Source organism: Sessilibacter sp. MAH3 (assembly GCF_054658275.1).
The window spans coordinates 38,783-62,630 of sequence record NZ_BAAGIE010000003.1 but is presented as its reverse complement, the minus strand read 5'-3'; the positions used below and the strand labels follow the sequence as shown (position 1 = coordinate 62,630).

General features: G+C 43.5%; 19 protein-coding genes. 6 read left to right on the top strand and 13 right to left on the bottom strand.

Going from position 1 to position 23,848, the window contains the following annotated elements; genetic code table 11:
* Positions 1-155 precede the first annotated feature (155 nt).
* From dnaG to rpsU, 3 genes are all read right to left on the bottom strand, one after another.
* Positions 156-2,261 carry a DNA primase gene (dnaG, locus tag ACYQ2C_RS03025; protein WP_460102171.1) on the bottom strand — a complete coding sequence of 702 codons (2,106 nt, stop codon included), beginning with the start codon at positions 2,259-2,261 and terminating at the stop codon, positions 156-158.
* Positions 2,262-2,312: 51 nt separating this feature from the next.
* Positions 2,313-2,762 (bottom strand): GatB/YqeY domain-containing protein, encoded by a 450-nt coding sequence (locus ACYQ2C_RS03020; RefSeq protein ID WP_460102173.1) that lies wholly within the window; start codon positions 2,760-2,762, stop codon positions 2,313-2,315.
* 243 nt (positions 2,763-3,005) lie between these two features.
* Positions 3,006-3,221, bottom strand: a complete 216-nt coding sequence (rpsU, locus tag ACYQ2C_RS03015; RefSeq protein ID WP_460050104.1) for a 30S ribosomal protein S21 — start codon at positions 3,219-3,221, stop codon at positions 3,006-3,008.
* Positions 3,222-3,662: 441 nt separating this feature from the next.
* Here rpsU and tsaD point away from each other — a divergent pair, with 441 nt between their 5' ends.
* The 4 genes from tsaD (at position 3,663) to ACYQ2C_RS02995 (ending at position 7,339) form a co-directional block, all read left to right on the top strand.
* Positions 3,663-4,691 (top strand): tRNA (adenosine(37)-N6)-threonylcarbamoyltransferase complex transferase subunit TsaD, encoded by a 1,029-nt coding sequence (gene tsaD / locus ACYQ2C_RS03010; protein WP_460102255.1) that lies wholly within the window; start codon positions 3,663-3,665, stop codon positions 4,689-4,691.
* Positions 4,692-4,949: 258 nt separating this feature from the next.
* Positions 4,950-5,309 (top strand): dihydroneopterin aldolase, encoded by a 360-nt coding sequence (gene folB / locus ACYQ2C_RS03005; protein WP_460102176.1) that lies wholly within the window; start codon positions 4,950-4,952, stop codon positions 5,307-5,309.
* Positions 5,310-5,646: 337 nt separating this feature from the next.
* Complete coding sequence (folK, locus tag ACYQ2C_RS03000) at positions 5,647-6,189, top strand: 2-amino-4-hydroxy-6-hydroxymethyldihydropteridine diphosphokinase (RefSeq protein ID WP_460102178.1); 543 nt, start codon at positions 5,647-5,649, stop codon at positions 6,187-6,189.
* A gap of 253 nt (positions 6,190-6,442) precedes the next feature.
* Positions 6,443-7,339 carry a DMT family transporter gene (locus ACYQ2C_RS02995; RefSeq protein ID WP_460102180.1) on the top strand — a complete coding sequence of 299 codons (897 nt, stop codon included), beginning with the start codon at positions 6,443-6,445 and terminating at the stop codon, positions 7,337-7,339.
* 87 nt (positions 7,340-7,426) lie between these two features.
* Here the strand turns inward: ACYQ2C_RS02995 and ACYQ2C_RS02990 are convergent, their stop codons facing one another.
* Complete coding sequence (locus ACYQ2C_RS02990; protein ID WP_460050112.1) at positions 7,427-8,713, bottom strand: ATP-binding protein; 1,287 nt, start codon at positions 8,711-8,713, stop codon at positions 7,427-7,429.
* 501 nt (positions 8,714-9,214) lie between these two features.
* On the opposite strand from ACYQ2C_RS02990, the gene ACYQ2C_RS02985 reads away from it, so the two are divergent.
* Positions 9,215-9,799, top strand: coding sequence for a response regulator (locus ACYQ2C_RS02985; protein ID WP_460050114.1), 585 nt, complete (start codon positions 9,215-9,217; stop codon positions 9,797-9,799).
* Between the two features lie 80 nt (positions 9,800-9,879).
* On the opposite strand, the gene ACYQ2C_RS02980 is transcribed toward ACYQ2C_RS02985, so the two are convergent.
* The 3 genes from ACYQ2C_RS02980 to ACYQ2C_RS02970 are packed head-to-tail and all read right to left on the bottom strand — an operon-like array spanning position 9,880 to position 14,626.
* The gene (locus tag ACYQ2C_RS02980) at positions 9,880-11,388 is read right to left on the bottom strand and encodes a SpoVR family protein (RefSeq protein ID WP_460050116.1); all 1,509 of its coding nucleotides are present in this window, start codon (positions 11,386-11,388) and stop codon (positions 9,880-9,882) included.
* A complete protein-coding gene (locus ACYQ2C_RS02975; protein ID WP_460102183.1) occupies positions 11,385-12,665 on the bottom strand; it encodes a YeaH/YhbH family protein in 1,281 nt (426 codons plus the stop codon). Before ACYQ2C_RS02975 ends, ACYQ2C_RS02980 begins: the two co-directional genes overlap by 4 nt.
* Positions 12,666-12,703: 38 nt before the next feature.
* Positions 12,704-14,626 carry a PrkA family serine protein kinase gene (locus ACYQ2C_RS02970; protein WP_460102185.1) on the bottom strand — a complete coding sequence of 641 codons (1,923 nt, stop codon included), beginning with the start codon at positions 14,624-14,626 and terminating at the stop codon, positions 12,704-12,706.
* 501 nt (positions 14,627-15,127) lie between these two features.
* Here ACYQ2C_RS02970 and galE point away from each other — a divergent pair.
* Positions 15,128-16,150: a UDP-glucose 4-epimerase GalE gene (gene galE, locus ACYQ2C_RS02965; protein ID WP_460102187.1), complete on the top strand. Its 1,023-nt coding sequence runs from the start codon at positions 15,128-15,130 to the stop codon at positions 16,148-16,150.
* Positions 16,151-16,284: 134 nt separating this feature from the next.
* Here galE and ACYQ2C_RS02960 read toward each other — a convergent pair whose 3' ends face one another.
* The 6 genes from ACYQ2C_RS02960 to ACYQ2C_RS02935 form a co-directional block, all read right to left on the bottom strand.
* Positions 16,285-17,109 carry a symmetrical bis(5'-nucleosyl)-tetraphosphatase gene (locus ACYQ2C_RS02960; protein ID WP_460102189.1) on the bottom strand — a complete coding sequence of 275 codons (825 nt, stop codon included), beginning with the start codon at positions 17,107-17,109 and terminating at the stop codon, positions 16,285-16,287.
* A 42-nt stretch (positions 17,110-17,151) separates the two neighbouring features.
* Positions 17,152-17,526 carry a Co2+/Mg2+ efflux protein ApaG gene (apaG, locus tag ACYQ2C_RS02955; RefSeq protein WP_460050126.1) on the bottom strand — a complete coding sequence of 125 codons (375 nt, stop codon included), beginning with the start codon at positions 17,524-17,526 and terminating at the stop codon, positions 17,152-17,154.
* Positions 17,527-17,667: 141 nt separating this feature from the next.
* Positions 17,668-18,468 carry a 16S rRNA (adenine(1518)-N(6)/adenine(1519)-N(6))-dimethyltransferase RsmA gene (gene rsmA / locus ACYQ2C_RS02950; protein ID WP_460102192.1) on the bottom strand — a complete coding sequence of 267 codons (801 nt, stop codon included), beginning with the start codon at positions 18,466-18,468 and terminating at the stop codon, positions 17,668-17,670.
* 62 nt (positions 18,469-18,530) lie between these two features.
* The gene (gene pdxA / locus ACYQ2C_RS02945; protein WP_460102194.1) at positions 18,531-19,532 is read right to left on the bottom strand and encodes a 4-hydroxythreonine-4-phosphate dehydrogenase PdxA; all 1,002 of its coding nucleotides are present in this window, start codon (positions 19,530-19,532) and stop codon (positions 18,531-18,533) included.
* Between the two features lie 38 nt (positions 19,533-19,570).
* Positions 19,571-20,905 (bottom strand): peptidylprolyl isomerase, encoded by a 1,335-nt coding sequence (locus ACYQ2C_RS02940; protein WP_460102196.1) that lies wholly within the window; start codon positions 20,903-20,905, stop codon positions 19,571-19,573.
* 105 nt (positions 20,906-21,010) lie between these two features.
* A complete protein-coding gene (locus ACYQ2C_RS02935) occupies positions 21,011-23,683 on the bottom strand; it encodes an LPS-assembly protein LptD (RefSeq protein WP_460102198.1) in 2,673 nt (890 codons plus the stop codon).
* Positions 23,684-23,848 lie beyond the last annotated feature (165 nt).

The following is a 23,848-nucleotide window of genomic DNA, read 5'->3' as shown; positions in this document are numbered from 1 at the left end:
TAGCTTGAATATTGAGATTTAATCTAAGAAATCAACTGTTCAAGCCGCTTGCAGGTGTTTGCTTACATCAAAACAAAACGGTTATTGCTCTAGCAACCTCCTACGCTGATTGTTCGATGTGTTAGTTTGTGTGTTTCTATACCGCTGTGCACAAGCTAGTGCTTGGTTGTTCCGAGATTTTGCTCTCGTAGTTTTTCTGCTTGCGCAGATTGTAAAAGTTGCTTTTTTAAATTTAATATTTCAATGCTGAGCTGCTTTTGCTCTTCTAACGTCAACGCTTGCTGATAAAGCCTATCTTCAAGATGACGAATTTTGCGCTGCCCTAACCAATTTTGTAACTGAAACGCACAGGAGCGAAATTCTTCGCTTGGGTTGTATTCAATACGTCCCTGTGACCCTGCTAACAGATCTGTCGCTGAAAGCTCGGCCAGCAGTTTAGAGCGCGATTCACCAAAACGTGCCTGCCAAGCAATGCAAACCTTTTGCGCATTATCAAGCTGGGGGCGTTCTCTTAATAAACCTATAAGCTCTGCAATTTGCGCCAACTCGGTTTGGTTATCGAGCGTTAATAAATTTGTCAGTTCTACTTGTCTTGCAAGTTCTGGATGCTGAACCAACAATGCCAATAAACGACGCACCGGCTGTAGCGCAAACTTGCTAGCACTGCCTGAACTATGTCCGCCCTGCTCATCATCTTTACGCTTGTCATACGATGACGTTTTACCGGGCTTCGGTTTTTTAGGCTCATATTGCGTATACTGGCTCGACTCATAATCTGCCGGGCTGTATTCTGGCGTGTCAGGCCAATTATCCATTCGCTGGTTTTCAGCATTTGCGTGTGCTGACCCAACTCGCGGGTCTTGTGGCAAACGCGAATCACTGGTTAAATCCGGCGTATCTTCCGCAAGCTTTGGTATCGACAGCAGCGCCAGTTCATCGAGGTTTTCTCGACTCAGCCCCGTGTGTTGAGCCAACTGGTTTTGCATCAACTCTCGATAAACGCCTTCGGGCAACAAGCTCAATAGCGGAGCCATTTTTTTACTAAGACTCGCTTTACCCTCTAAAGAGTTTAGATTAAGTCCAACTCCGGCAACTTCGTAGAGATACTCTTCTAATGCGACGGATTGCGCGACCATGTTCTCAAAGGCTTGCGCACCCACTTTTCTGACTAATGTGTCAGGGTCTTCACCTTCGGGCAGAAATAAAAATCTTACGCTTCGACCGTCTTCCATAGCTGGAAGGGAATTCTCAAGCGCTCGCTTGGCTGCATTCCTACCGGCTTTATCGCCATCAAAACAGAACACCACTTCTTGGGTGTATTTAAAAGCCAGCTTTAAATGTTCCTCACCACAGGCAGTGCCAAGTGTTGCAACTGCGTAGCGAATACCAAATTGCGCCAGCGCTACAACATCCATATACCCTTCTACCACCAACAATTTGGGGATGTCGGTATAGGCTTGACGAACATTGGCAAGACCGTACAACTCTTTACCCTTGTGAAAAACAGGGGTTTCTGGCGAGTTGAGATATTTCGGCTGTTTTTTGCCGGGGTCACTCTGCCCGGCATCTAATACTCGACCACCAAAACCAATCACGCGCTTTCGCACATCGATAATTGGAAACATAATGCGGTCGCGAAAACGGTCGTATCGACGCTGATTTTCTGGATTTTCGACGACTAACCCAGCATCAAGCGCCAGTTTTATTACTTCTTTTTCGCTGAGTCTCGCATTGGCGTCACACAGGTGCTTGATGAGTAGATCCCAACCCGGTGGCGCCAAACCTAATTGAAACTCTTGTACAACTTGAGTACTTAAGCCGCGCTTTTTAAGATACTTAGCGGCGTGTATTCTGCTTTCATGCTGGCGCAACTGTGTTTGAAAAAACAGATTCGCTTGCTCGAGTACTTGGTATATTAATTTTCTTTGCTTATCGGCGGCTTCTGCCTTTGCTGAACGCTCTTGCTTGGGAACCGTCAGGCCGACCAGTTTTGCTAAGTTTTCAACCGCCTCAGGAAAGTTAAGGCCGTCGTAGTTCATGACAAAACCAATGGCATTGCCACTGGCACCACAACCAAAACAGTGATAAAACTGCTTGTCTGAGCTAACCGTAAAAGACGGCGTTTTTTCTTGATGAAACGGGCAACACGCTTGGTAGTTTTTACCCGCTCGCTTGAGCTTTACCCGGCTATCAACAACATCAATGATGTCGACTCGACCGAGTAAGTCATCAATAAACGCCTGCGAAATTCGCTCTGACAAGAGTGTTTGATCTCACGCATTGAGATTGAACTACAAAAACTTAGCCAGCTATTAACCTAACTTGGCTTTCACCAACTTACTGACCAACCCCATATCGGCGCGACCTTGAACTTGTGGCTTAACTATAGCCATAACCTTGCCCATGTCTTGTGCAGCTTGGGCGCCAGATTCTTCGATAGCTTTAGCAACAATGGCTGCAATTTCGGATTCATCTAAGGCAGCAGGTAAGAACTCACCAATAACAACAAGTTCTTTTTGCTCTTGCTCGGCTAGTTCATCACGACCAGCGTCTTGAAATTGAGTAATAGAGTCGCGACGCTGTTTACACATTTTATCGAGAATGACAAGAATGCGAGCATCGTCGAGTTCAATGCGCTCATCAACTTCAACACGTTTGAATTCTGCTTGGATTAAACGCAAGGTATTTAGACGCTCTTTCTCTTTGGCACGCATAGCGTCTTTAACAGCGTCTTTTATTTGGGTGTAGAGTTCTGATGGCATGTACGGACTCCTTCGATAAACCGCTGCTGGCGTATTTTGGGTTTCACGCGGGCTCTGAGGGATGTTTGGCTAAGGGCTCTACCGTTAAAATTCAATAATTGTTGAATTCATCGGGATAACCACATCTAGACGCCTGAACTTTGAAAGACAACAAAGCCTATTCGCACAGGTGAACGAATAGGCTCTGAAATATTCTTGTCTTTAAGCCTTGATCTAGCCGTATTGGCTAGGGCTCAGCACAGATTAGTAAAGACGTTGGAACTTACGGCTTTCGCGCTGCACTTTTTTCGCGTGACGCTTAACAGCAGCTGCTGCTTGACGTTTACGAACGGTAGTTGGTTTTTCATAGTGCTCACGACGACGAACTTCGGCAAGGATGCCCGCTTTTTCACATGAACGCTTGAAACGACGAAGTGCAACGTCAAATGGCTCGTTTTCTTTAAGCTTTACTGATGGCATAGAATCTTATTACCTGTTTGATCAATGACAGCTGTGCATCTTATCGATTTCTGCGTGGAAATCTTCGCGCTGCAACAGCCAATACTTACTAAATTAAGGGGCGCAGATTCTAAACCTTTGTTCGCCGTCGATCAATATAAAACCAAGAAAAACTCTGCAACCCATTAAAAAGTTTCAATTAACTCTTATAAATCATTGGGTTAATAAACATTGTTTTGTGAATTCTGAAGATATTCTAGGGATTGAACTCGGTTATATGATTTTTAAACAGCTCAACGAGAGGTTTAGCCTGAACATGGCAAGTTTTGTACGGAAAAGTGCCGATTACGGCGCTTAATGCTATGATGCCGCGCTTTCAGAGTACGTGAAGTCTGTATTCAAATCAGCCTAGCGTACATGTTTTACCTTAATACTTCTGTAAGCGGCTGGATACTGTTGACCATGCGAGTACTCGGAATTGAAACTTCCTGCGATGAAACCGGCGTTGCCATTTACGATTCAAATCTCGGGCTGCTAGGGCATAGGTTATATAGCCAAGTTAAAGTACACGCCGAGTATGGCGGTGTGGTGCCAGAACTGGCATCACGCGACCATGTTCGTAAGCTACTGCCACTAGTCAACGAAGTACTTACCGCTACAAATTCGGCGACCACCGATATCGACGCCATTGCCTTTACCAACGGCCCGGGCCTGATTGGTGCTTTGATGGTCGGCGCCTGTTTTGCTCGCTCACTGGCTTATGCTTGGAATATTCCCGCTGTCGGTGTTCATCACATGGAAGGCCATTTATTGGCGCCCATGCTGGAAGATAATCCGCCGTCATTTCCTTTTGTTGCCTTATTAGTTTCGGGTGGACACACTCAATTGGTGGATGTTCGCGGCATTGGCGAATACCAGCTTCTGGGCGAATCACTCGATGACGCAGCCGGAGAAGCGTTTGATAAAGCCGCCAAAATGTTGGACTTGGATTATCCCGGTGGTCCGGCGATTGCCAAACTGGCAGAGTTGGGTAATCCAGATCGATTTAAGTTTCCAAGACCCATGGTTGATCGACCGGGCTTGGAATTTAGCTTCAGCGGATTAAAAACTTACACGCTCAATACCGTAGCAGAACACAAGCAAGAAAACGGTCTGCCAGACGACCAAACCTGCGCCGATATCGCCTTTGCCTTCCAAGAAGCAGTGGTACAAACCATCGCAATTAAATGCAAGCGTGCACTCGAACAGACGGGTTATACAACATTGGTTATGGCCGGCGGCGTTTCGGCAAACAAGCGATTACGGGAGCTGCTAACGCATAATCTTGCCAAGATCGGCGCTTCGGTTTTTTACGCGCGCAACGAGTTTTGTACCGACAACGGCGCCATGATCGCCTACGCGGGCTGTCAGCGACTGCTTAACAATCAGCAGGAGCCTCTCGGCGTGACGGTTCGGCCGCGCTGGGACATGACCACCCTAGCGCCCTTGTAAATTCTGTTCGTCAACGAGTTGCTGGTTTATTTCACGAAAAATTCGGACCGATTGCGAAGCTCGTCTGGCCAAACATTTATTGAAAACTCTGCAGAATCTGGAGTTTTCTGCGACGCTGGGATATGCCATCAACTTCAATAACGATAAATTATTGAAATTATGAAAAAATTAGCAACTCCAATTTCTGTGCTGCGATTAAATTCCAGCTCAGCATTCAGAGCATGCTGATATTTGCTTTATTCTGCACAGAGAATTGCCGTGATTAGCACCGTTTTTATAGAAGGTTTAAAAGTAGAAACCGTAATTGGCGTGTACGAATGGGAAAAATCCATTCTACAAACTCTGGTTTTAGATATTGAAATGGCATTTGATTTTTCGAAAGCCATCACCAGCGATAAATTAGAACATACTCTCAATTACGCAGCCGTGGCAGACTATTGCCAAGATTTTGCAAAGATACATCGCTTTGAATTAATAGAAGCGTTTTCTGGAAATTTGGCGCAAGAGCTACGTGATAAATTCTCGTTGCCTTGGATAAAAATGATCGTACGTAAACCAACGGCAGTTGCAAACAGCCTTGCGGTGGGATTAACTTTAGAGTTTGGCGAAAGACTATAGGAAACTCTAATTAACCTAGAGTTTCTCTCGACACAAGGATGTGTCGCCAATTTCAAGAACGGTAAGTGATTGAAATTGTGAAGAAATTGGAAATCGCATTGTTAATTTCTGTCCTCGGATTAAATCATGGATGAGTTAATTAGAGGTTCCTATTGTGATCTCATTACAAGAGCTTTTACCTAACTCATTGTGAATTCACAGAAACTCTAGATTAGTCGGAAATTTCTCTAAAACCGCTAAATTGAACGTTCGAAATTTTCCTACAAATTTAACTCACTGTTTAAGAGTCAGTTATCTGAAAAATTTTACGTATTTTGATAGATAGGTTATTTGGTTGATGCAAACAAAATACGATGTATTCCTAGGATTAGGCAGCAATATTCTGCCAGAAAAAAACCTCCCTTTTGCGCTTCAAGAATTGTCTAGCTTGTTTGGCACGTTAACACTTTCTAATACCTACGAAAGTGCTGCGGTCGGCTTCGACGGCCCAAATTTTTGGAACTTGGTGGTTCAAACAGAAACAGCCATGGATTTAGAGAGTCTACGCTTAACCTTGCGCGACATCGAATACAAACTTGGCCGCGACCTTAAAGCAGAGAAATATTCTAACCGAACTGTCGATATTGATATTTTACTGTACGGAAATATTACCGGCATTATTGGCAACCTTGTACTTCCTAGAGAAGAAATTACCTATAACGCCTTCGTGCTTCGTCCTCTTTCAGAACTTTACCCAGAAGGTGTTCATGCGGGTTCACAGTTAAGTTACAGAACCCTTTGGCAAAATTTTGAGGGCGACCGAGAACTCAAATTGGTAAAAAACGGTAACGACATTTTAAACGTAGACTCGAACACAGAAAATTTTGGTTTAATTGCTTGACCAATTTTCGGTTCGCGGTCAGAATCCGTGCGGTTACTATTTTTACTCGCTTGTACGCAAACAATTGTTATTATCATGACTGTATTTTTTTATCTAACTGCTATTTTCTGGCATCGCCCCGTTCCCAAAGGAATGCAGCGGCTCTTTGCGTTTGTGGATAAAAAATTGTAATCCATAAAAAGTAAGATTTTTCAAAAGGCCGCACGTTTAACACTGCGGCCTTTTTTTATTTTTGAATTTCGAGAATTAAATTGTGAAAGTTATTCTATGTTACATATTGGTTGTTCTAATTTGGTCGACAACACCACTTGCCATACATATTAGCAGTGGTGATGTTGGGTTTATGCTGGCCGTGACACTGCGCATGACGTTTGGCGCAGCGTTAGTTTGGCTGGTATTACTCTATGTTAAAAAAACTTTCACATTAAACCGACAAACCATAATTACTTTCTGTGCAGCATCTTTTGGTGTATTTCCCAATATGCCTCTGGTTTATTGGGCCGCGGAAAAAATTCCAACCGGTGTGGTTTCATTATTATTTTCCACCTCGCCTTTTATTGTTGGCCTGTTCTCTAAAATTATATTATCTGAATCCATTGGACTAGAAAGACTGCTCGGAATGATCATTGCTTTTTTGGGCATGGCGCTTGTTTTTAGTGATCAAATACAAATTGGCCCAGATGCGCTGTTAGGAATTCTAGCGATGATTGCATCAACCAGTATTTTTTCGATAAGCGCGGTGATGATGAAAAATCTCGGAACAAATACAGATCCATTACAACAGTCTTGCGGCAGCATGCTATTTGCCTTGCCGGGCCTATGGATTACTTGGTTAATGATCGACGGCAGTGTTCCTACGCACGTTGAATGGGTTTCTATTTCAGCTCTTGCGTATCTGGTGGTAATAGGATCTTTGATCGGCTTTAGTGCTTATTATTATTTATTAAAAAATCTATCAGCTAATACAGTATCCCTAACTGCAATGATATCGCCAATATTTGCCATGATTTTAGGAACAGCGTTTAACGATGAGCAATTTAATCCACTATTATTAATTGGCGCCGCCGTTTTACTCATAGGATTAGGTGTTTATTTAGGATTATTTCGCAAGTTATTGCAAAGAACACCTGCATTGCAAAAAGCTGAATAACCGGCTCAGCGGTCTCTGATTATTTGTTGGGTGATTTTATCGGAGATTCTAAATTAAAAATAAAATCTTCTATAAACGCTTATATTGCTACACAAAAGGTTCGGTATTGGCACTTTTTAGAATGGGTAAGGTCACCGTAAAGGTTGTACCCTTACCTACTTCGCTGGAGACAGAGATATTGCCATTATGAGAATGGACAATTCCATAGGAAACGGACAATCCCAAACCTGTACCTTTGCCAACATCTTTGGTGGTAAAAAACGGGTCGAATATTTTCGCCATATGTTTTTCTTCAATGCCAACACCCGAATCCGTTATAGAAATACAAATGGTATCGGAATCAATTTTTTTGGTGACTATTTCTATTTCGCCAAAATCTTCAATAGCATGCAGGGCGTTAACCAACAAATTAACAATAACTTGGTTAATTTGCGGTGCAATACATTCAACCTTGGGTAGTTCTTGAAATTTTTTATTAATTCGCGCTTTTTGTTTTATTTGATTAGCAACAATATTTAATGCAGATTCGATACATTCGTTAATATCTGTTTCTTGCCAGACTTTTTTCTCGGGATGGGAAAAGGTTTTTAAATCTTCGGCTATTTGTTTGACCTTCTTTAAACCATCTAACGATTCATTCAATAAATCGGCGGCGTCACTCAATAAAAATTGAATATCGGGTTTATTACCTGCACCGTCAATATTTACGTTGCCATTAATATCGTTAGCATCTAAAGCTACCGTTTGTTTGTATTTTTCAACAAAACTGCCTATGTCTGAACAATATATTTGTAAGGTTTGTAGGTTGGAATAGACGTATGCAACAGGGTTATTAATTTCGTGTGCAACGCCTGCGGCCAATTGCCCCAAGGACGCCATCTTCTCTGCTTGCATCAGTTGGGAATGCGTATCTCGCAAGCGTTGATTGGCTTGCGTTAACTCTTGAGTGCGTCTGGCAACTAATTCTTCGAGGTATTGAGATCGACTTCTAAGCGCTAACTGAGTATTAACTCGCGCGAGCAGCTCTTCTTTACTGTAAGGTGTTTTTAGATAGTCGTCCGCGCCAAGGCGAAATGCATCGGCAACCGTTTCTGGTGAGTGGTCGGCGGAAACGACCAAAACTCTTGGTTTGTAATTACCGGGAAGCTTGTGTATCTCGCGCAACACATCCATGCCAGAAACATTTGGCATGTTCATGTCCAACAATAACAAATCGAAGTGTTCTGCTTTAACGGCGTTGAGACATTGATCGCCGTCCTGCGCGTGCTCTAAATAAGGATACTCTGATGAAAGTATTTTATTTAGCAGTGTCAAATTTACCGGATTATCGTCCGTTATCAGTATTTTTGCAGTCGCAGAAGATAGCAGGTTCATTAGCTTTTGGAATTTCCGTTAGTTTCCAAATATCAGAATTATTGACCTTCTAAGTATACACAAATCGACGTAAATTATTGCTATTTAAAATCGAAATGATCCAAACGACAGGCAAAAAAAACCCCTCACTACCTGGGAGGGGAAAGGGTCTTAGGGTGTTCTGCTAAAAAGTTGACATTGGAACTTTAATATTTGATCAACTTTTTAAAATTCGACAGTACTGTTTGTCCTAAAAAGGCGCACAGGAAAGAAAATGGGGCATCAAAAATTCAAACAATTGAAACAGGAAGCTAGGATGCCCCTCAACTTGAATAGAAGTATACAGAACATGTCTAACCTGTCAAACATGACTCATGTAAAATATAGTTATACATTCCTGTCATTTATGATCGAAAAGTCACTTAAGTCAGGTTTAAATTTGCAGTAAAGTATCCTTTTGGTTCTTACCCTTAAAATGAATACGAGAACCCAAATGTGTGAGACAGAGAAGGCCATAACAGAATGACAGAACTCCGAGTGCTAACCACCGGTGAAGCCGCGAAATACTGCGGGGTAAACTTTCGAACAATCATTCGGTGGATTGAGCGCGGACGGCTGAAAGCCTATAAGTTACCGGGTCGTGGAGACCATAGAATCAAGCAAGAGGACTTTGTTGAGTTTTTGCGAGAGAACGAACTGCCGGTACCAGAAGAGCTAGAAACGGGTGCTCTGGAAGCTTGTACAACGCCTAAAGTACTTGTAGTCGACGACAACCCAGAAATGGCTAAGGCCATTGAACGCGTGTTTAGAATGCAGGGCTATGAAGTTACCACCGCGCTGGATGGATTTGTTGCCGGATCACTTGTATCGACCATCAAACCCGATCTTATAACCCTAGATTTAAGAATGCCGGGAATTGACGGATTTGAAGTGCTGAAATATTTACGCACCAATGAACAATTTAAAAAAATGAAAGTGTTAGTAATTTCTGCTGAATCCACAGAAAACCTAATAAAAACTCTCGATCTAGGCGCCGATGATTTTTTACAAAAGCCTTTTGAAAATATCACCCTGATAGAAAAAGCTCATCAATTAATTGCTGTATAAAAATCGTAAGCATTAGAAAAACACATAAAAAAAGCGGCTTATTTCAGCCGCTTTTTTTATCGCCCAACATAAGTGATTACTTACTTATTATTGTCGTTTTTCGGGCATTGAAAACTTTCGCATAAAATACCATTATCGGTAGAGTGCAGATGTACATCAAACCCCCAGATACGATGAATATGCTTTAACACTTCGTCGGTGCTTTCACTGAGAGGTACGCGATTATGTCGATTATGTTCTAGGGTAATTGAGCGGTCACCGCGAACATTGACTTTAGTTACCTGAATATTCGGTTCACGATTACCTAAATTATATTGTCCCGCTAACGATTCACGAATTTTTTGATAACCATCTCGATCATGAATAGCACCAACGATAATATCGTCTTCAAGATTATCGTCAATAATGGTGAATAGTTTTAAATCTCGCATCACCTTGGGTGATAAATATTGCAGAATAAAACTCTCATCTTTGAAATTACGCATGGCAAAATGCAAGGTTTCAACCCAATTAGAGCCAGCAATATCGGGGAACCATTCTCGATCTTCTTCGGTTGGATTTTCACAAATTCGGCGAAGATCAGAAAATATATTAAATCCTAACGTATAGGGATTAATTCCAGAATAATACCGGCTGTTGTATGGTGGTTGATAAACAACGCTGGAATGTGACTGCAAAAACTCCAGCATAAAGCCATCACTTAGCTTGCCGCGATCGTAGAGAGTATTTAATAAGGTGTAATGCCAAAAAGTCGCCCAACCTTCGTTCATTACTTGGGTTTGGCGCTGTGGATAAAAGTATTGTGCAATTTTGCGAACAATTCTAAGAATTTCTCGCTGCCAAGACTCTAACAGAGGCGCGTTTTTTTCAAAAAAATACAGCAAATTTTCTTGAGGCTCTGCTGGAAATTTAAATGCATCCAACGCTTGGGGATTGTGCTCACCTTTTGGAATGGTTCGCCACAAATCATTCACTTGGCGCTGTAAATATTCTTCACGCTCCTTTTGACGGAACTCTTCTTCTGCCGTCGAAATTGGGTAAGGTCGTTGATAACGATCTACACCGTAATTCATTAAGGCATGACAAGAATCTAGCAATTGTTCTACGGCATCAATACCATGTCGCTCTTCGCATTTGGCAATATAATTTTTTGCGAAGACCAAGTAATCAATAATCGATTCGGCATCGGTCCAAGCTCTAAATAAATAATTACCTTTAAAAAAAGAATTATGTCCATAACAGGCATGCGCAATAACAAGCGCTTGCATAGTCATGGTATTTTCTTCCATTAAATACGCAATACACGGACTTGAATTAATCACAATTTCATAGGCAAGACCCATGTGCCCACGATTGTAGGAGCGCTCGGTATTTAAAAATTGCTTACCGTAAGACCAATGATTGTAACCAATGGGCATACCTACCGAAGAGTAGGCATCCATCATTTGTTCAGAATTAATAATCTCGATTTGGTTTGGATAGGTATCTAAGCCAAACTCTTTAGCAATTTTGGCAATCTCCCGATCATATTCTTCGATCAGTTCGAATGTCCATTCTGAACTTGTAGAAATAGGCTGTTGTGCACTCATGCGGTTTTCTTCTGAAATAATTCGCGGAAAACTGGGTATATATCGCCGAGATCAACAATTTGCTCCATGGCAAAGCGATCTGGAAATGCCCCAGCAACAGTTTCATACTCTTCCCAAAGTGCTTGATGCTGTCTTGGGGTAATTTCTATGTACGAGTAATATTGAAGCTTTGGCAAAATCTCATCAATTAACAACTTCGAACACGTTGTCGAGTCGTCATTCCAGTTGTCACCATCAGAAGCTTGCGCAGCGTAAATATTCCATTCAGAAGGTGAATATTTAGTCTCTAAAATTTCTTTCATTAAATACAGTGCACTGGAAACGATAGTGCCGCCGGTTTCGCGAGAGTAAAAAAACTCTTCTTCTTCGACTTCTTTAGCGCTGGTGTGATGTCGAATAAATACAACTTCGGTTTTTTCGTAATTTTTTTGCAAAAATAAATACAACAAAATAAAAAATCGTTTCGCCATGTCTTTGGTTGCCTGACTCATTGAGCCAGATACATCCATAATGCAAAACATAACAGCCTTACTGGTAGGAACCGGATATTTAACCTGTAAATTGTATTTAATATCGAAGTCGTCTAACCAAGGCACTCGCTGAATTCGCGCACGTAAATCCGCGATTTCGGCCAATAAACTTTCAATTCTATTGTGGTCGCGTAATACCGGATCGGCAGCTTCTAGCCCAGCTAATTCGCTTTCGAGTATTTTAAGTCGCTTACGTTTACCACCAGCAAGCGCAATACGTCTTGCATTTGCGGAGCGAAGTGAGCGAACAACGTTGATTTGCCCCGGTGAGCCTTGATTGGAAACACCGGCTCGGCGGGTTTTAAATTCTTCATTACCCGACAGTTGACGTTTTACAAGATTCGGCAGCTCTAAATCCTCGAACATAAAGTCGAGAAATTCTTCTTGCGTGATCTGAAAGACAAAGTCGTCGATCCCTTCCCCTTGGTCACTGGCGTTACCTTCGCCAGAACCTGAGCCACTACCACCACCCGGTGGACGTTGAATATGATCACCTTGAACAAATTGATCATTACCCGGCAAAACTCGTTCTTGGTATCCGCCTTGGCCATGATGAAAAATAGGTTCGGAAATATCTCGGGTAGGAATACTGATCTGTTCACCGTTTTGCATATCGGTGATAGAACGACGAGAGACGGCCTCGGAGACCGCCTTTTTGATGTGTTTTCGGTATCGGCGCAAAAAGCGCTGCCGATTTACTGTAGATTTATTTTTCGCGTTGAGTCGTCTATCTATGATGTAACTCATCAAAACTCCTAACAGTTCATTCGGCAGAGCGTACTACATTATTGTGATTTTCTTACCCGTAGGTACCATTCAGAAAGAAGGCGAACTTGTTTTTCCGTGTAGCCTCTTTCCACCATACGTTTCACAAAATCTTGGTGTTTTTTCTTATCGTCGTTAGACGCTTTTGCATTAAATGAAATGACTGGTAATAAATCTTCGGTATTTGAGAACATTTTCTTCTCAATAACCGTTCTTAATTTCTCGTAACTGTTCCATGCCGGATTGCGACCGTTATTATTGGCACGCGCACGTAGAACGAAATTAACCACTTCGTTACGAAAATCTTTAGGATTGCTAATTCCCGCTGGTTTTTCAATTTTCTCAAGTTCTTCATTTAAAGAACTACGATCCAATATTTCGCCTGTCTCGGGATCTCGATATTCTTGATCTTGAATCCAAAAATCGGCATAGGTTACGTAGCGATCGAAAATATTCTGTCCATATTCAGCATAAGATTCGAGATACGCGGTTTGAATTTCTTTACCAATAAACTCGACGTATTTTGGCGCTAGGAACTCTTTGATAAATCCTAAATAACGATCTTGTACTTCTTGCTGATATTGCTCTTGCTCAATTTGTTGCTCAAGCACATACAGCAAGTGCACAGGGTTTGCGGCTACTTCGGTGGCATCAAAGTTAAATACTTTCGATAAAATTTTGAAAGCAAATCGAGTAGACAAACCAGACATGCCTTCATCAACGCCGGCGTTGTCTTTGTATTCTTGCAACGATTTTGCTTTTGGATCTGTGTCTTTTAAATTTTCGCCGTTATACACACGCATTTTTGAAAATACGTTAGAGTTCTCCGGCACTTTTATTCGTGAAAGAACACTGAATTGCGCCAACATGCTTAAGGTATCGGGAGCACAAGGAGCGGCAGACAACGAAGAGTTTTCGAGTAGTTTTTCGTAAATTTTTATTTCTTCAGAAACACGCAAACAATATGGCACTTTAACGATATATACACGATCGATAAACGCTTCATTATTTTTGTTGGTTTTAAAACTTTGCCACTCGCTTTCGTTAGAGTGAGCAAGAATAACGCCATCAAATGGAATCGCACCCAAGCCTTCGGTACTGTTGAAGTTGCCTTCTTGAGTTGCTGTTAACAGTGGATGCAACACCTTAATGGGTGCTTTAAACATTTCCACGAATTCCATGATGCCTTGGTTGGCGCGACACAAACCACCAGAGAAACTGTAGGCATCGGGATCATTTTGTGGGAAGTCTTCCAGTTTACGAATATCAACCTTACCCACCAATGAGGAAATATCTTGGTTGTTTTCGTCACCGGGTTCAGTTTTAGAAACAGCGACTTGATCGAGAATAGACGGATAAACTTTTACAACACGAAATTTGCTGATATCGCCGTTATATTCATGTAACCGTTTAACTGCCCAAGGTGACATGATGGTTTTGATATAACGAGAAGCAATTCCATAGTCTTCTCTTAGAATTTCACCGTCTTCATCGGGATCAAATAAACCGAGAGGAGATTCAAATACGGGAGAATCTTTAATGCAATAAATGGGCTGGCGTTCGATTAAAGATTTTAATTTTTCAGCAAGTGAAGACTTACCACCGCCAACGGGGCCAAGCAAATAGAGAATTTGTTTCTTTTCTTCCAAGCCTTGTGCAGCATGTTTAAAGAAGGAAACAATCTGCTCGATCGCTTCTTCCATTCCGTAAAAATCTTCAAACGCTTTATAACGTTTAATGACTTTATTGGAAAAAATACGACTTAAGCGGGGGTCTAGAGAGGTATCAACAAGTTCAGGCTCGCCGATAGCAACAAGCATCCGTTCAGCAGCACTTGCGTAAACACTTGGATCGGATTTACAAAGATCAAGGTACTCTTGAATCGAGAGTTCTTCCTGCTGAGTCGCGGTATACCTTTGCTGGTAATGATTGAAAATACTCATCGAGTGCATCCTCTTGCGTGTAATTAAGCGCGGCGGGCAACAGGCCTAATGGCCGGAGGGATTCAACGTTATTTGATATCTACGTGCCTAAAACTAAGCATAGCTAAAAAATTATCTATAGCTAATCATAGACGCTGAAAATCTACAGACATTACAAAACGTTGTCGCCGTGGCTTTGGCTAATATCTCTTCGCGGTGATCTCCTCACACATAATCCGTTTTACTGAGACAATTTCAGTCATAAATCGATTCCGGCTTTTATCAATTTATTGATCAATAAATTTAACGCGTAATATTTTATGACTCTACTTTGAATGACTGCTGAAAGTATTTAATTCATATCAGTATTCATTAGCGTTATCAGTAAAACGACCGCAGCTTGTCAAAGACTAGGCTGTATTCTGAAATTCGTTACAGTTATTATTCTCTCATTAAAGCGTAACATGCAAGCATGTTTTCGTATAAAAGGACAAATTAATTGGATAGGAAAATAGAATCACAATGAGCTTGATTTTAGTCACCGGTGGCGCAGGTTACATAGGTAGTCACACATGTGTAGAGTTAATCGCTGCTGGATTTGAGTTATTGATTCTCGATAATTTATCAAATAGTAAACGTGAGTCTGTGAGGCGCGTCGAGAAAATTACCGATCAATCGATTCAATTTATCGATGGTGATATACGCGATAAAAATATACTTAGGAATATATTTTCTAATTATTCGATTGAGGCAGTGATCCATTTTGCAGGCTTAAAAGCGGTTGGTGAATCTGCCGAAAAGCCTCTCGCCTATTACGACAATAACGTCGCCGGTACCGTTACGCTTTGTGAGGTTATGGAAGAGTTTGGCTGTACGAATATTGTTTTCAGTTCATCGGCCACTGTGTATGGAGAAAAGGCGCCCATCCCTTACGTGGAAACCCTGCCAACATCAGCCAGCAATGTTTATGGTCGAACTAAGTTAATGGTTGAAGAAATTTTAAAAGACCTAACAGCCAAACCCAATTCAGACTGGTCCGTGTCACTACTCCGTTACTTCAACCCCATTGGTGCCCACCCAAGTGGTTTGATTGGCGAAGACCCTAACGGTATTCCAAACAACCTTTTGCCTTATGTTGCTCAAGTAAGTGTTGGCAAACGCGAGTTTTTGGGGATTTTTGGCGATGACTACCCTACCCGAGACGGTACCGGTGTTCGCGATTACATTCACGTCGTAGACCTGGCCAAAGGCCATGTGGCGGCGCTTAAACACCTGCTGGCAAGTAAATCCGGCTGGCAGGTGTATAACTTGGGATCGGGAAAGGGAATTAGCGTTCTTGAAGTCGTTACCGCTTACGAAAACGCCTGTGGAAAACCCATCCCTTACCAAATTTTGCCGCGCAGAACCGGCGACCTGCCCGAGTTCTATGCCAATGCCGATAAGGCACGAGACGAACTGGGCTGGCAGGTAGAATTAGGACTAGAAGAGATGGTTAGAGATACGTGGCGTTGGCAGTCGAATAACCCTAACGGTTACGATGACTGAGCACCAACAACCACCTACCCCAAATTAAGTTGCTGCTATGTTGAATTACCACAGTGTTGTTCGTTTCAAGCCACACTGTTGTTAGTTCCAACATAGTGCTCTTAGAGCACTAACTCCTAGACAGGATTTGCGCTTTATTTTTGGTCTGGCTTGCAACTACAGGTGAAACGCTGGCGATCTTCTAAACGAATCATGGTGAGATGCTCGCCCCACACGCAACCCGTGTCTAAACCGATCACCTTGTCACTTCCCGTTTCTCCTTTTAGAGCGGCCCAATGGCCAAATAATAATGGAAATGAAGTTGGCTGCTCTAAAAAGTGTTTAAACCAAGGATCAAAACCCTCTGGGGCATCTTCGGGCTCGCCTTTGTTGGAAAACTGCAACTTACCTTTGGCGTTACAAAAACGCATGCGCGTAAAGTAATTGGCTATGGTTCTCAGGCGAGTATAACCGCCGAGTTCTTCGCTCCAACTTGCAGGACTATTACCGTATATGTTGGCAAGATATTCGATTATTGCCACGTCGTTTTGCAACACTTGTTCGACTTCTCGGCTGTAGCTTAAAGCCTGCTGTATCGTCCATCGCGGATGAACTCCGGCATGAACCATTGCGATACCATGCTCCTCGTTCCAATAAAACAACGGCAAATTCCGCAGCCAACGAATTAATTGCGGAGCATCGGAAGCTGCGACGATTTCGTCCAGAGTATCACCCCGCGATGGCTCGCGTTGTTGATAGTAGATCGCCAATAGATGAAGGTCGTGATTGCCAAGTACTGCCGTCACTGAGTGACGACGCTCGTACAAGAAACGCAGTGTCTCTAACGACTGGGGGCCACGATTAACGAGATCACCAACCAGCCACAACTGGTCTGATTCTACCGAAAAGTTAACCTGCTCAAGCAAGCAAATTAAAGGATCAAGGCAACCTTGGAGGTCGCCGACAACATAGGTGGGCATCTTGCGAATATTATCTTATAAAAATATGAGAGTTCTTAAAACTCAGTGTAGCGCGTATGGTGGAACAAGTGCGAAAGTAGGCACGGGAGCATCAAAAATATCACCGTTATCGGTGCGCATTTGATAGCTGCCTTCCATAGTGCCGAATTCGGTTTCAAGTACAACACCACTGGTGTAGGTGTACTCCTCGCCAGGGTTCAAGTGCGGCTGCTCACCAACAACACCATCGCCACGAACTTCCTGCGTCACGTTATCGCCGTTGGTAATCAACCAGTGGCGGCTGATTAACTGCGCCGCGGTGTGGCTTTGATTACGAATGGTGATCGTATAGGCGTACACAAACCGCTGATCACCGGGATCAGACTGCTCTGCGATGTAGTGGGTTTTTACGCGAACCTCAATGGGTACATCTGTCATTTGATTTGATGTCTCTAACAAGAAACCATGATCTAAAAATAATTCGGCTAGATATCGCCACGTTTGTAATCACTTACCAAGTGCAGCAAAGAATTAGCCAGTTTAATGTATTATAAGTGCCAATAATCTGTATAGATTGGCTCAATGCTCATTCACATGACAAGCATTGGCAATACTCACAAAATCGGCGACCGTCAGAGATTCAGGTCGAGTATTAGGATCAATCCCTAATGCTTCGAGCTGTGCACCATCACACCATTGCTTAAGCGCGTTACGTAAAGTCTTTCGGCGCTGCTGAAATGCGCTGTTGACAACTTTTTCGAGCACACTCACATCGGATGCGACAACCGGGAAATCAGAGTAAGGCTCTAACCTCACCACTGCCGATTCTACCTTAGGTCTTGGTACAAAGCACTCGGGCGGTACCAAAAACAGAGATTGTACGTTGCAAAAGTATTGAGTCATCACACTCAGCTTGCCGTACGCTTTACTACCAGGGTCTGCCGCCATACGCTCTACCACTTCTTTTTGCAGCATGAAGTGCATGTCTTTTACAAGAGGACCTAAGCGCAGTAAATAAAAAATCAGTGGCGTGGATATATTGTAAGGTAAATTGCCAACAATTCTTAATGGCTCAGCTGCACTTGCCAGAGACGAAAAATCGAATTTAAGCGCATCGGCTTGATGCAGTTTAAATTCTGGATATTTGGCAAAACTCGCCAATAAAAATGGCACCAGATCTCGGTCTAATTCCACCACATTTAACTTAGGGCATCGCGCCAGCAGCAACTCGGTGATCGCACCCTTACCTGGGCCAATCTCGACGATGTTATCACCCGGAGTTGGCGCAACACTGTTAACAATCTTAGAAATAATACCGAGATCGTGAAGGAAGTTTTGCCCAAATCGCTTACGGGCTGTGTGATGAAACGGAGAAGTCACTAACGAGTATTTCCAAACTAAAGTTAAAACAATAAGACGTAGAGATCAGCAAGGCATAAAGATCAGTGCTGGGCATTTGCCATCTCAATGGCGGTGTCTAGGGCGTAGGCCAAACTTTCATGACTAGCAGTGCCCTGACCGGCCAAATCTAACGCGGTACCATGATCAACCGAGGTGCGGATAAATGGCAAACCTAACGTGATGTTAACCGCCCGGTGAAAGCCTTTGTATTTTAAAACAGGCAATCCTTGATCGTGATACATCGCAACAATGGTGTCGCAATCTTGCATATGACGAGGTGTAAAAACCGTATCGGCGGGATATGGTCCGTCTAAATTCAAACCTTTAAGTTTTAGGGTTTCGAGCACAGGAATAATCACGTCGATTTCTTCGCGCCCCATGTGCCCACTTTCACCGGCGTGTGGATTTAATCCACACACTTTGATTTTAGGACTTTCAAGGCCAAATTTTTCGCGTAATTCGCTGTGGGTAATCTCAAGAATTTCGGTTAACAATGATGCTGTAATCGCCTGCGGGACCTTCGCCAGAGGCAAATGCGTGGTTACCAAAGCAACGCGCAAGCCTTCGGTGGCAAGCATCATAACAACACGATCTACACTCGCCTGTTCGGCAAAAAATTCGGTGTGGCCACTGAAAGGCACACCCGCATCATTGATAACACTCTTACTCACAGGCCCAGTCACAATGGCCTGCCATCGGTTGGTTAAACAACCCTGGCTCGCAACCTTGAGCGTCTCTAAAACATAGCCACCGTTGTTGGGATTTAAGACACCGAGTTTTACAGTGTCGTTAAGAACCACCGGCGACACCAACAAGTTCTTTGCCGGTAACAGACCTTCGTTTCGATGTCGATCATCATCGAATTCGACTAGGTTCAATTCCAAGCCTAATAAACGAGCTCGATCCATTAATAATTGCGGATCGGCAATGGCGACAACCTTGGCATTAAGCTGGTTTTGGGCGAGTTGTACCAGAATTTCTGGGCCAATACCGGCGGGCTCACCCGGAGTCACAGCAATAGTTGGAGGTGTTAATACAGACAAAGCAGTGACTCGGGTAAAGTGAATAGAGTTGTTAGAAATTACTCGCCTAAGCGAGTTTCAACGTACGCTTGACCACGCAATTCTTGCAGCCAAATTTCAAGCTCTTCGTTAAAACGACGGCTGCGCAATAAATTTTCGGCGCGATTGCGAACAACGGTCTCAGTCATGTTTTCGTCGCGGCGATCATCAATTTTAAGAATGTGCCAGCCAAATTGGCTTCGAAACGGCAAACTGATTTCACCTACCGGAGTTTGATTCATCATCTGCTCAAACTCTGGAACAAACTTACCCGGTAAAGACCAACCCAAATCACCCCCAGATAACATGGAACCAATATCTTCGGAATGAATTTTAGCCAGCGCTTCAAAATCGGCTTCGCCTTTCATGATCTGCTCACGATAAGTCAGCAACAGCTCGTAGGCTTCTTCATCGGTAAGAATCTCAGACGGCTTTAACAGAATATGACGAACATGCGCTTGTTCAATAACGGTTTCTTCGGCACCTTTGCGATCGTATATTTTAAGGATATGAAAACCTGCACCAGACTTAAACGGCTTGCTGATTTCACCAACCTTCATACTATTGAGATGCTCCGAAAAGATCTCTGGTAGTTCGATACCTTTACGCCAGCCCAAATCGCCACCATTCAATGCATTTTGGCCACCTGAATGCGCCACGGCTAGGTTTTTAAAATCTGCGCCCAGCGACAACTGTTCATAGAGTTTTTCGGCAATGGCTTGGGTTTTGGCGACGTCATCACCGCGACCAGCGTCACTGAACGGTACTAGAATATGGCCTAATTGGTACTCTGGAGATAACCAGAATTTACCTTCTTCTGAATTCAAGAAGTTATCGATTTCTTGTTCGGTAATCTGAATTCGATAGTTAACACGCGCCTGCTGAACACGTTGAATCATGATTTCATCGTGCAGCTGCTGGCGCATAGCGGCGGGAGAAACACCATCGTTAGCAAGTTTATTGAAAAACTGCTCGCGAGTAAGATTATTAGTACTGTGTAGGCGCGTCAGGGTTTTTTCGATTTCGTCATCGCCAATTTCGATGCCCATGCGATATCCCATGGCCAACTGCAAACGCTTCACAACCAAGTGTTCAAGCACCTGATCTTGCAGTACTTCATCGGGCGGCAACTGGCCGCGAGCTTGCAATTGCTCTTTGACTTGATTCAACTGGTTTTGAAGCTCGCTCTCCATAACCACGTCTTCATCCACAACGGCGACAACGCGATCGAGACCTTCGGTTTTTGCGGTTGCAAGATCAGCGCACAAGCACAGGCTCGCCATTGCCAAGAATTTGCGTAGATTGTATTTCACCGGCCAAGCCATTGGATTGAGTGAGAAAAGAGTCTGAGTCATTCGGTTTTTCTTCAATTTGAATCTACCTAACTTTATGATTTTGGCGTCAAAGCAAGCGCCGAATTTTTGTACATCTATTGAGTTTTTTCAACGTTTAAAACTCAATTAGGGCGTTGGCGCGATTCTCAACTCCCGAGTTGAATATCCGGGAATCGCCTCAGACAGAAGTTTGGCAAATTTACCCTGACCACTGCCTAAACCTTTGAACTGAATATCAAAGAAGACACCGCTTTTAAAATCTAAGTCTTCTTCGTCGATTACTTCAGCCAAGTCACTGTCGATCCAACGGCGCCAAATAAATCGTGCTCGATAACAGCAACTGTTGTATTCGAAGCCGCCAAAAGTGTCCAGTTCCCGATCAAAGGTGAAATCGTGCAGATTTCGGAAAATCACACTGACTTTTTTATTGACAGGCAAAACCACAGATAGATCACTCTGACGAGTGCTGGTCTCAACGGTTCTACCATCGGCCTCGATGCGATCATTGCGTCTGTTGAAGTTAAAGCCGACGTTAATCAATCGATAATCGTCATCTAGGTAACGAAGACTGGTGCGACCCTCACTCATTAATTGCTCTTCTTCATCGTAAATAATGTCGGAAGACCAAGTAAGAACGTTTGAAAGCGCTGCGCTAAATTCACCGGCGATTTCGGAGTTAGGAGTGATCTCTTCTCGGCTGGAGCTCAAAAATACACGTCGATCTTCGAAGTAAAAAATCTGCCCGACGCTCGCTCTAAAGACTTCTTGACCGCTGTCGTTGTTGATAAAACGTGTGGTTAAACCCACGCTTAAGCGATGATCATCATCGATGCGATCGCCGCCGGAAAATCTAGAAGTACGAAATAACTGGTTGTAATCGAAGCTCAAGTCGGCCGAGTCAAAATCAACATTTTGGTTATCGTCGGTAAGTCGCAACAATTCGCTTTGATCGGCGAAATCACTGTAAAAGTAAAACAGTCTCGGCTCGAAAGTTTGCAAATAACCTTCGCCAGCCAAACGGCCTTCGCGCTCGAAGAACAACCCGGTATCTAAACTGCCCTGCAATACCGTGTAGTCTTGGGAAGTATCCACACCGTCTGAAAGATTATCGCCGTTGAGATCAAAGCGAGTGTGTTTTAAATGAACGCCCGGTGTGAAAAAGCCGTATTGCGCCTGATTTCTCCAGAGGAAATCGTATTCGGCACGGGCACGATCACCCACAATGATATTTCTGTCTCTAAAATCGAACTCATCGCTGTGCTCAAAACTAACCACCTCGTGTTTAGCATTGAGAGAGAAATCACCCCACTCGTAATTACCGTCTACGTTGATGCGCGGCAGTTCTTGGTAGGGTTCAAAAATATCAAAAACCAGCGTCTGGTAACTGGTGGCAGCAAGTTTAAAGTTCCAATTATTAGTGCGATAACCGACGGTACCGTTGCGCAGTAAGTGCGTTTCAGAACTGACATCAATGGCAGTGTTGTTCAGGTCGCGAAAATAGTTCTGATCACTAACACGAGTGAAATCGATAGAGCTGTACCAGCTCACCGGAGCACCAGCGGAGGCGCCACCTTTCTGATACAAACCAACCAACCAGCGATCGCGGTTGATAAATGGGTTGTCTTCGCCCGGCTCAATGATACCTGCCTCTACCAATGAGTCGGTATCACGACCGTCAACACCGGGATCATCTTCGAGATAGGCCAAGTCCAATTCCGATTCAAACTGTTTAGACAAATGACGAAATTGCGTCTCTAAAATAGGACCGCGATCATTAATAACACGTGGGTTAACAATCAAATCGTAATTGGGTGCCAGGTTAAAATAATACGGCAGACTTACGTCTAAACCGCCGTTATCACTGAAGCCCACGGTTGGAAATAAAAAGCCCGACAGACGTTCGTTGCTGGTCGGAAAGGTCATGAACGGCAGATAAAAAACCGGCACGCCTTTGAATTTAAACACGGGATTTTTAGCAACACCCCAGAGCTGACCTTCACGAATATCCACCGATTCTGATTCAATCTGCCAATCCGGCGTTTGCCCCGGCGGACAGGCGGTAATGGTGGTTTCGTTAAGATGCAGACTGTTGTTGGCGTGACGTTTCAAACGCACAGCATCGGCGCGCATTTGATTGGCATACAGCAGTAAATTAACTTCATTAAATTCGGCCGTATTATTTTGATTATTAATCTCGCCCTTGTCGGCGATGATTCTAAGTTCCGGTTCGCGATACACCACGCCACCTTCGGCTTCTGCCTGACCTGTGGTCTGATCAATTACCACACGATCGGCTTCGATAGAGCGACGCCCCTGAATCGCCTTCACGCCACCTTCTAGCAAATAAGTAGTACCGTTGATTAACTCGGTGCGATCAGCAATGGCTTCAAGCGGCGGATTGTCATCAGCAGTGGCTTGCAACAATTCTTCTGGTGCGAAGTAATGGCCCGCACATACGTCGGTGCGCAATAGCGAGTCTATTTGCTGTTGCGTCATGTCTTCGCGCAGCACCCAATCGACAAATTGCGGCGCCACGTTACTTAAATCGGTGCGCGAATTTAGCAGTTCGCCACCGCCATTATCGTTTCCAGATTGCGCGTATACGCTTGAGCTTGCGCCTATAACGCAGGAGAAAAGACTTGCACCCAGTGATAATGTCTGGATTAATTTCGACAAAGACTTGCGAGCAAAACGCTGTTTGCCTACAGAAACCGGCGCACCAATCAACGTTGATACTCGAACAGGTTTATGACTTGAGCGATGATGACGAGACAATCCGGTTGGTAAACTTGACAGCATGTGTGGGCAGCATGATTCGGTTAACAGTGGATGCGAGATTCTACGCGAAAGCCACCGGTCAAAGAAGTCATGGTGGCAATAAAACTCCAGCATCACAAATAGACAACCAACTTGATGCTGACTAATTTCATTGTTGAAAAGACCCTCGACAGAAACCGACACCAA

What these genes read in the sequence shown, in the direction of transcription:
- ACYQ2C_RS02960 (WP_460102189.1), bottom strand. Translation starts at nt 17,109, where the DNA reads ATGCCCACCTATGTTGTCGGCGACCTCCAAGGTTGCCTTGATCCTTTA.
- tsaD (WP_460102255.1), top strand. Translation starts at nt 3,663, where the DNA reads ATGCGAGTACTCGGAATTGAAACTTCCTGCGATGAAACCGGCGTTGCC.
- folK (WP_460102178.1), top strand. Translation starts at nt 5,647, where the DNA reads ATGCAAACAAAATACGATGTATTCCTAGGATTAGGCAGCAATATTCTG.
- galE (WP_460102187.1), top strand. Translation starts at nt 15,128, where the DNA reads ATGAGCTTGATTTTAGTCACCGGTGGCGCAGGTTACATAGGTAGTCAC.
- ACYQ2C_RS02975 (WP_460102183.1), bottom strand. Translation starts at nt 12,665, where the DNA reads ATGAGTTACATCATAGATAGACGACTCAACGCGAAAAATAAATCTACA.
- ACYQ2C_RS02990 (WP_460050112.1), bottom strand. Translation starts at nt 8,713, where the DNA reads ATGAACCTGCTATCTTCTGCGACTGCAAAAATACTGATAACGGACGAT.
- apaG (WP_460050126.1), bottom strand. Translation starts at nt 17,526, where the DNA reads ATGACAGATGTACCCATTGAGGTTCGCGTAAAAACCCACTACATCGCA.
- ACYQ2C_RS02940 (WP_460102196.1), bottom strand. Translation starts at nt 20,905, where the DNA reads ATGACTCAGACTCTTTTCTCACTCAATCCAATGGCTTGGCCGGTGAAA.
- ACYQ2C_RS02985 (WP_460050114.1), top strand. Translation starts at nt 9,215, where the DNA reads ATGACAGAACTCCGAGTGCTAACCACCGGTGAAGCCGCGAAATACTGC.
- ACYQ2C_RS02970 (WP_460102185.1), bottom strand. Translation starts at nt 14,626, where the DNA reads ATGAGTATTTTCAATCATTACCAGCAAAGGTATACCGCGACTCAGCAG.
- ACYQ2C_RS03020 (WP_460102173.1), bottom strand. Translation starts at nt 2,762, where the DNA reads ATGCCATCAGAACTCTACACCCAAATAAAAGACGCTGTTAAAGACGCT.
- ACYQ2C_RS02980 (WP_460050116.1), bottom strand. Translation starts at nt 11,388, where the DNA reads ATGAGTGCACAACAGCCTATTTCTACAAGTTCAGAATGGACATTCGAA.
- ACYQ2C_RS02935 (WP_460102198.1), bottom strand. Translation starts at nt 23,683, where the DNA reads ATGCTGTCAAGTTTACCAACCGGATTGTCTCGTCATCATCGCTCAAGT.
- rpsU (WP_460050104.1), bottom strand. Translation starts at nt 3,221, where the DNA reads ATGCCATCAGTAAAGCTTAAAGAAAACGAGCCATTTGACGTTGCACTT.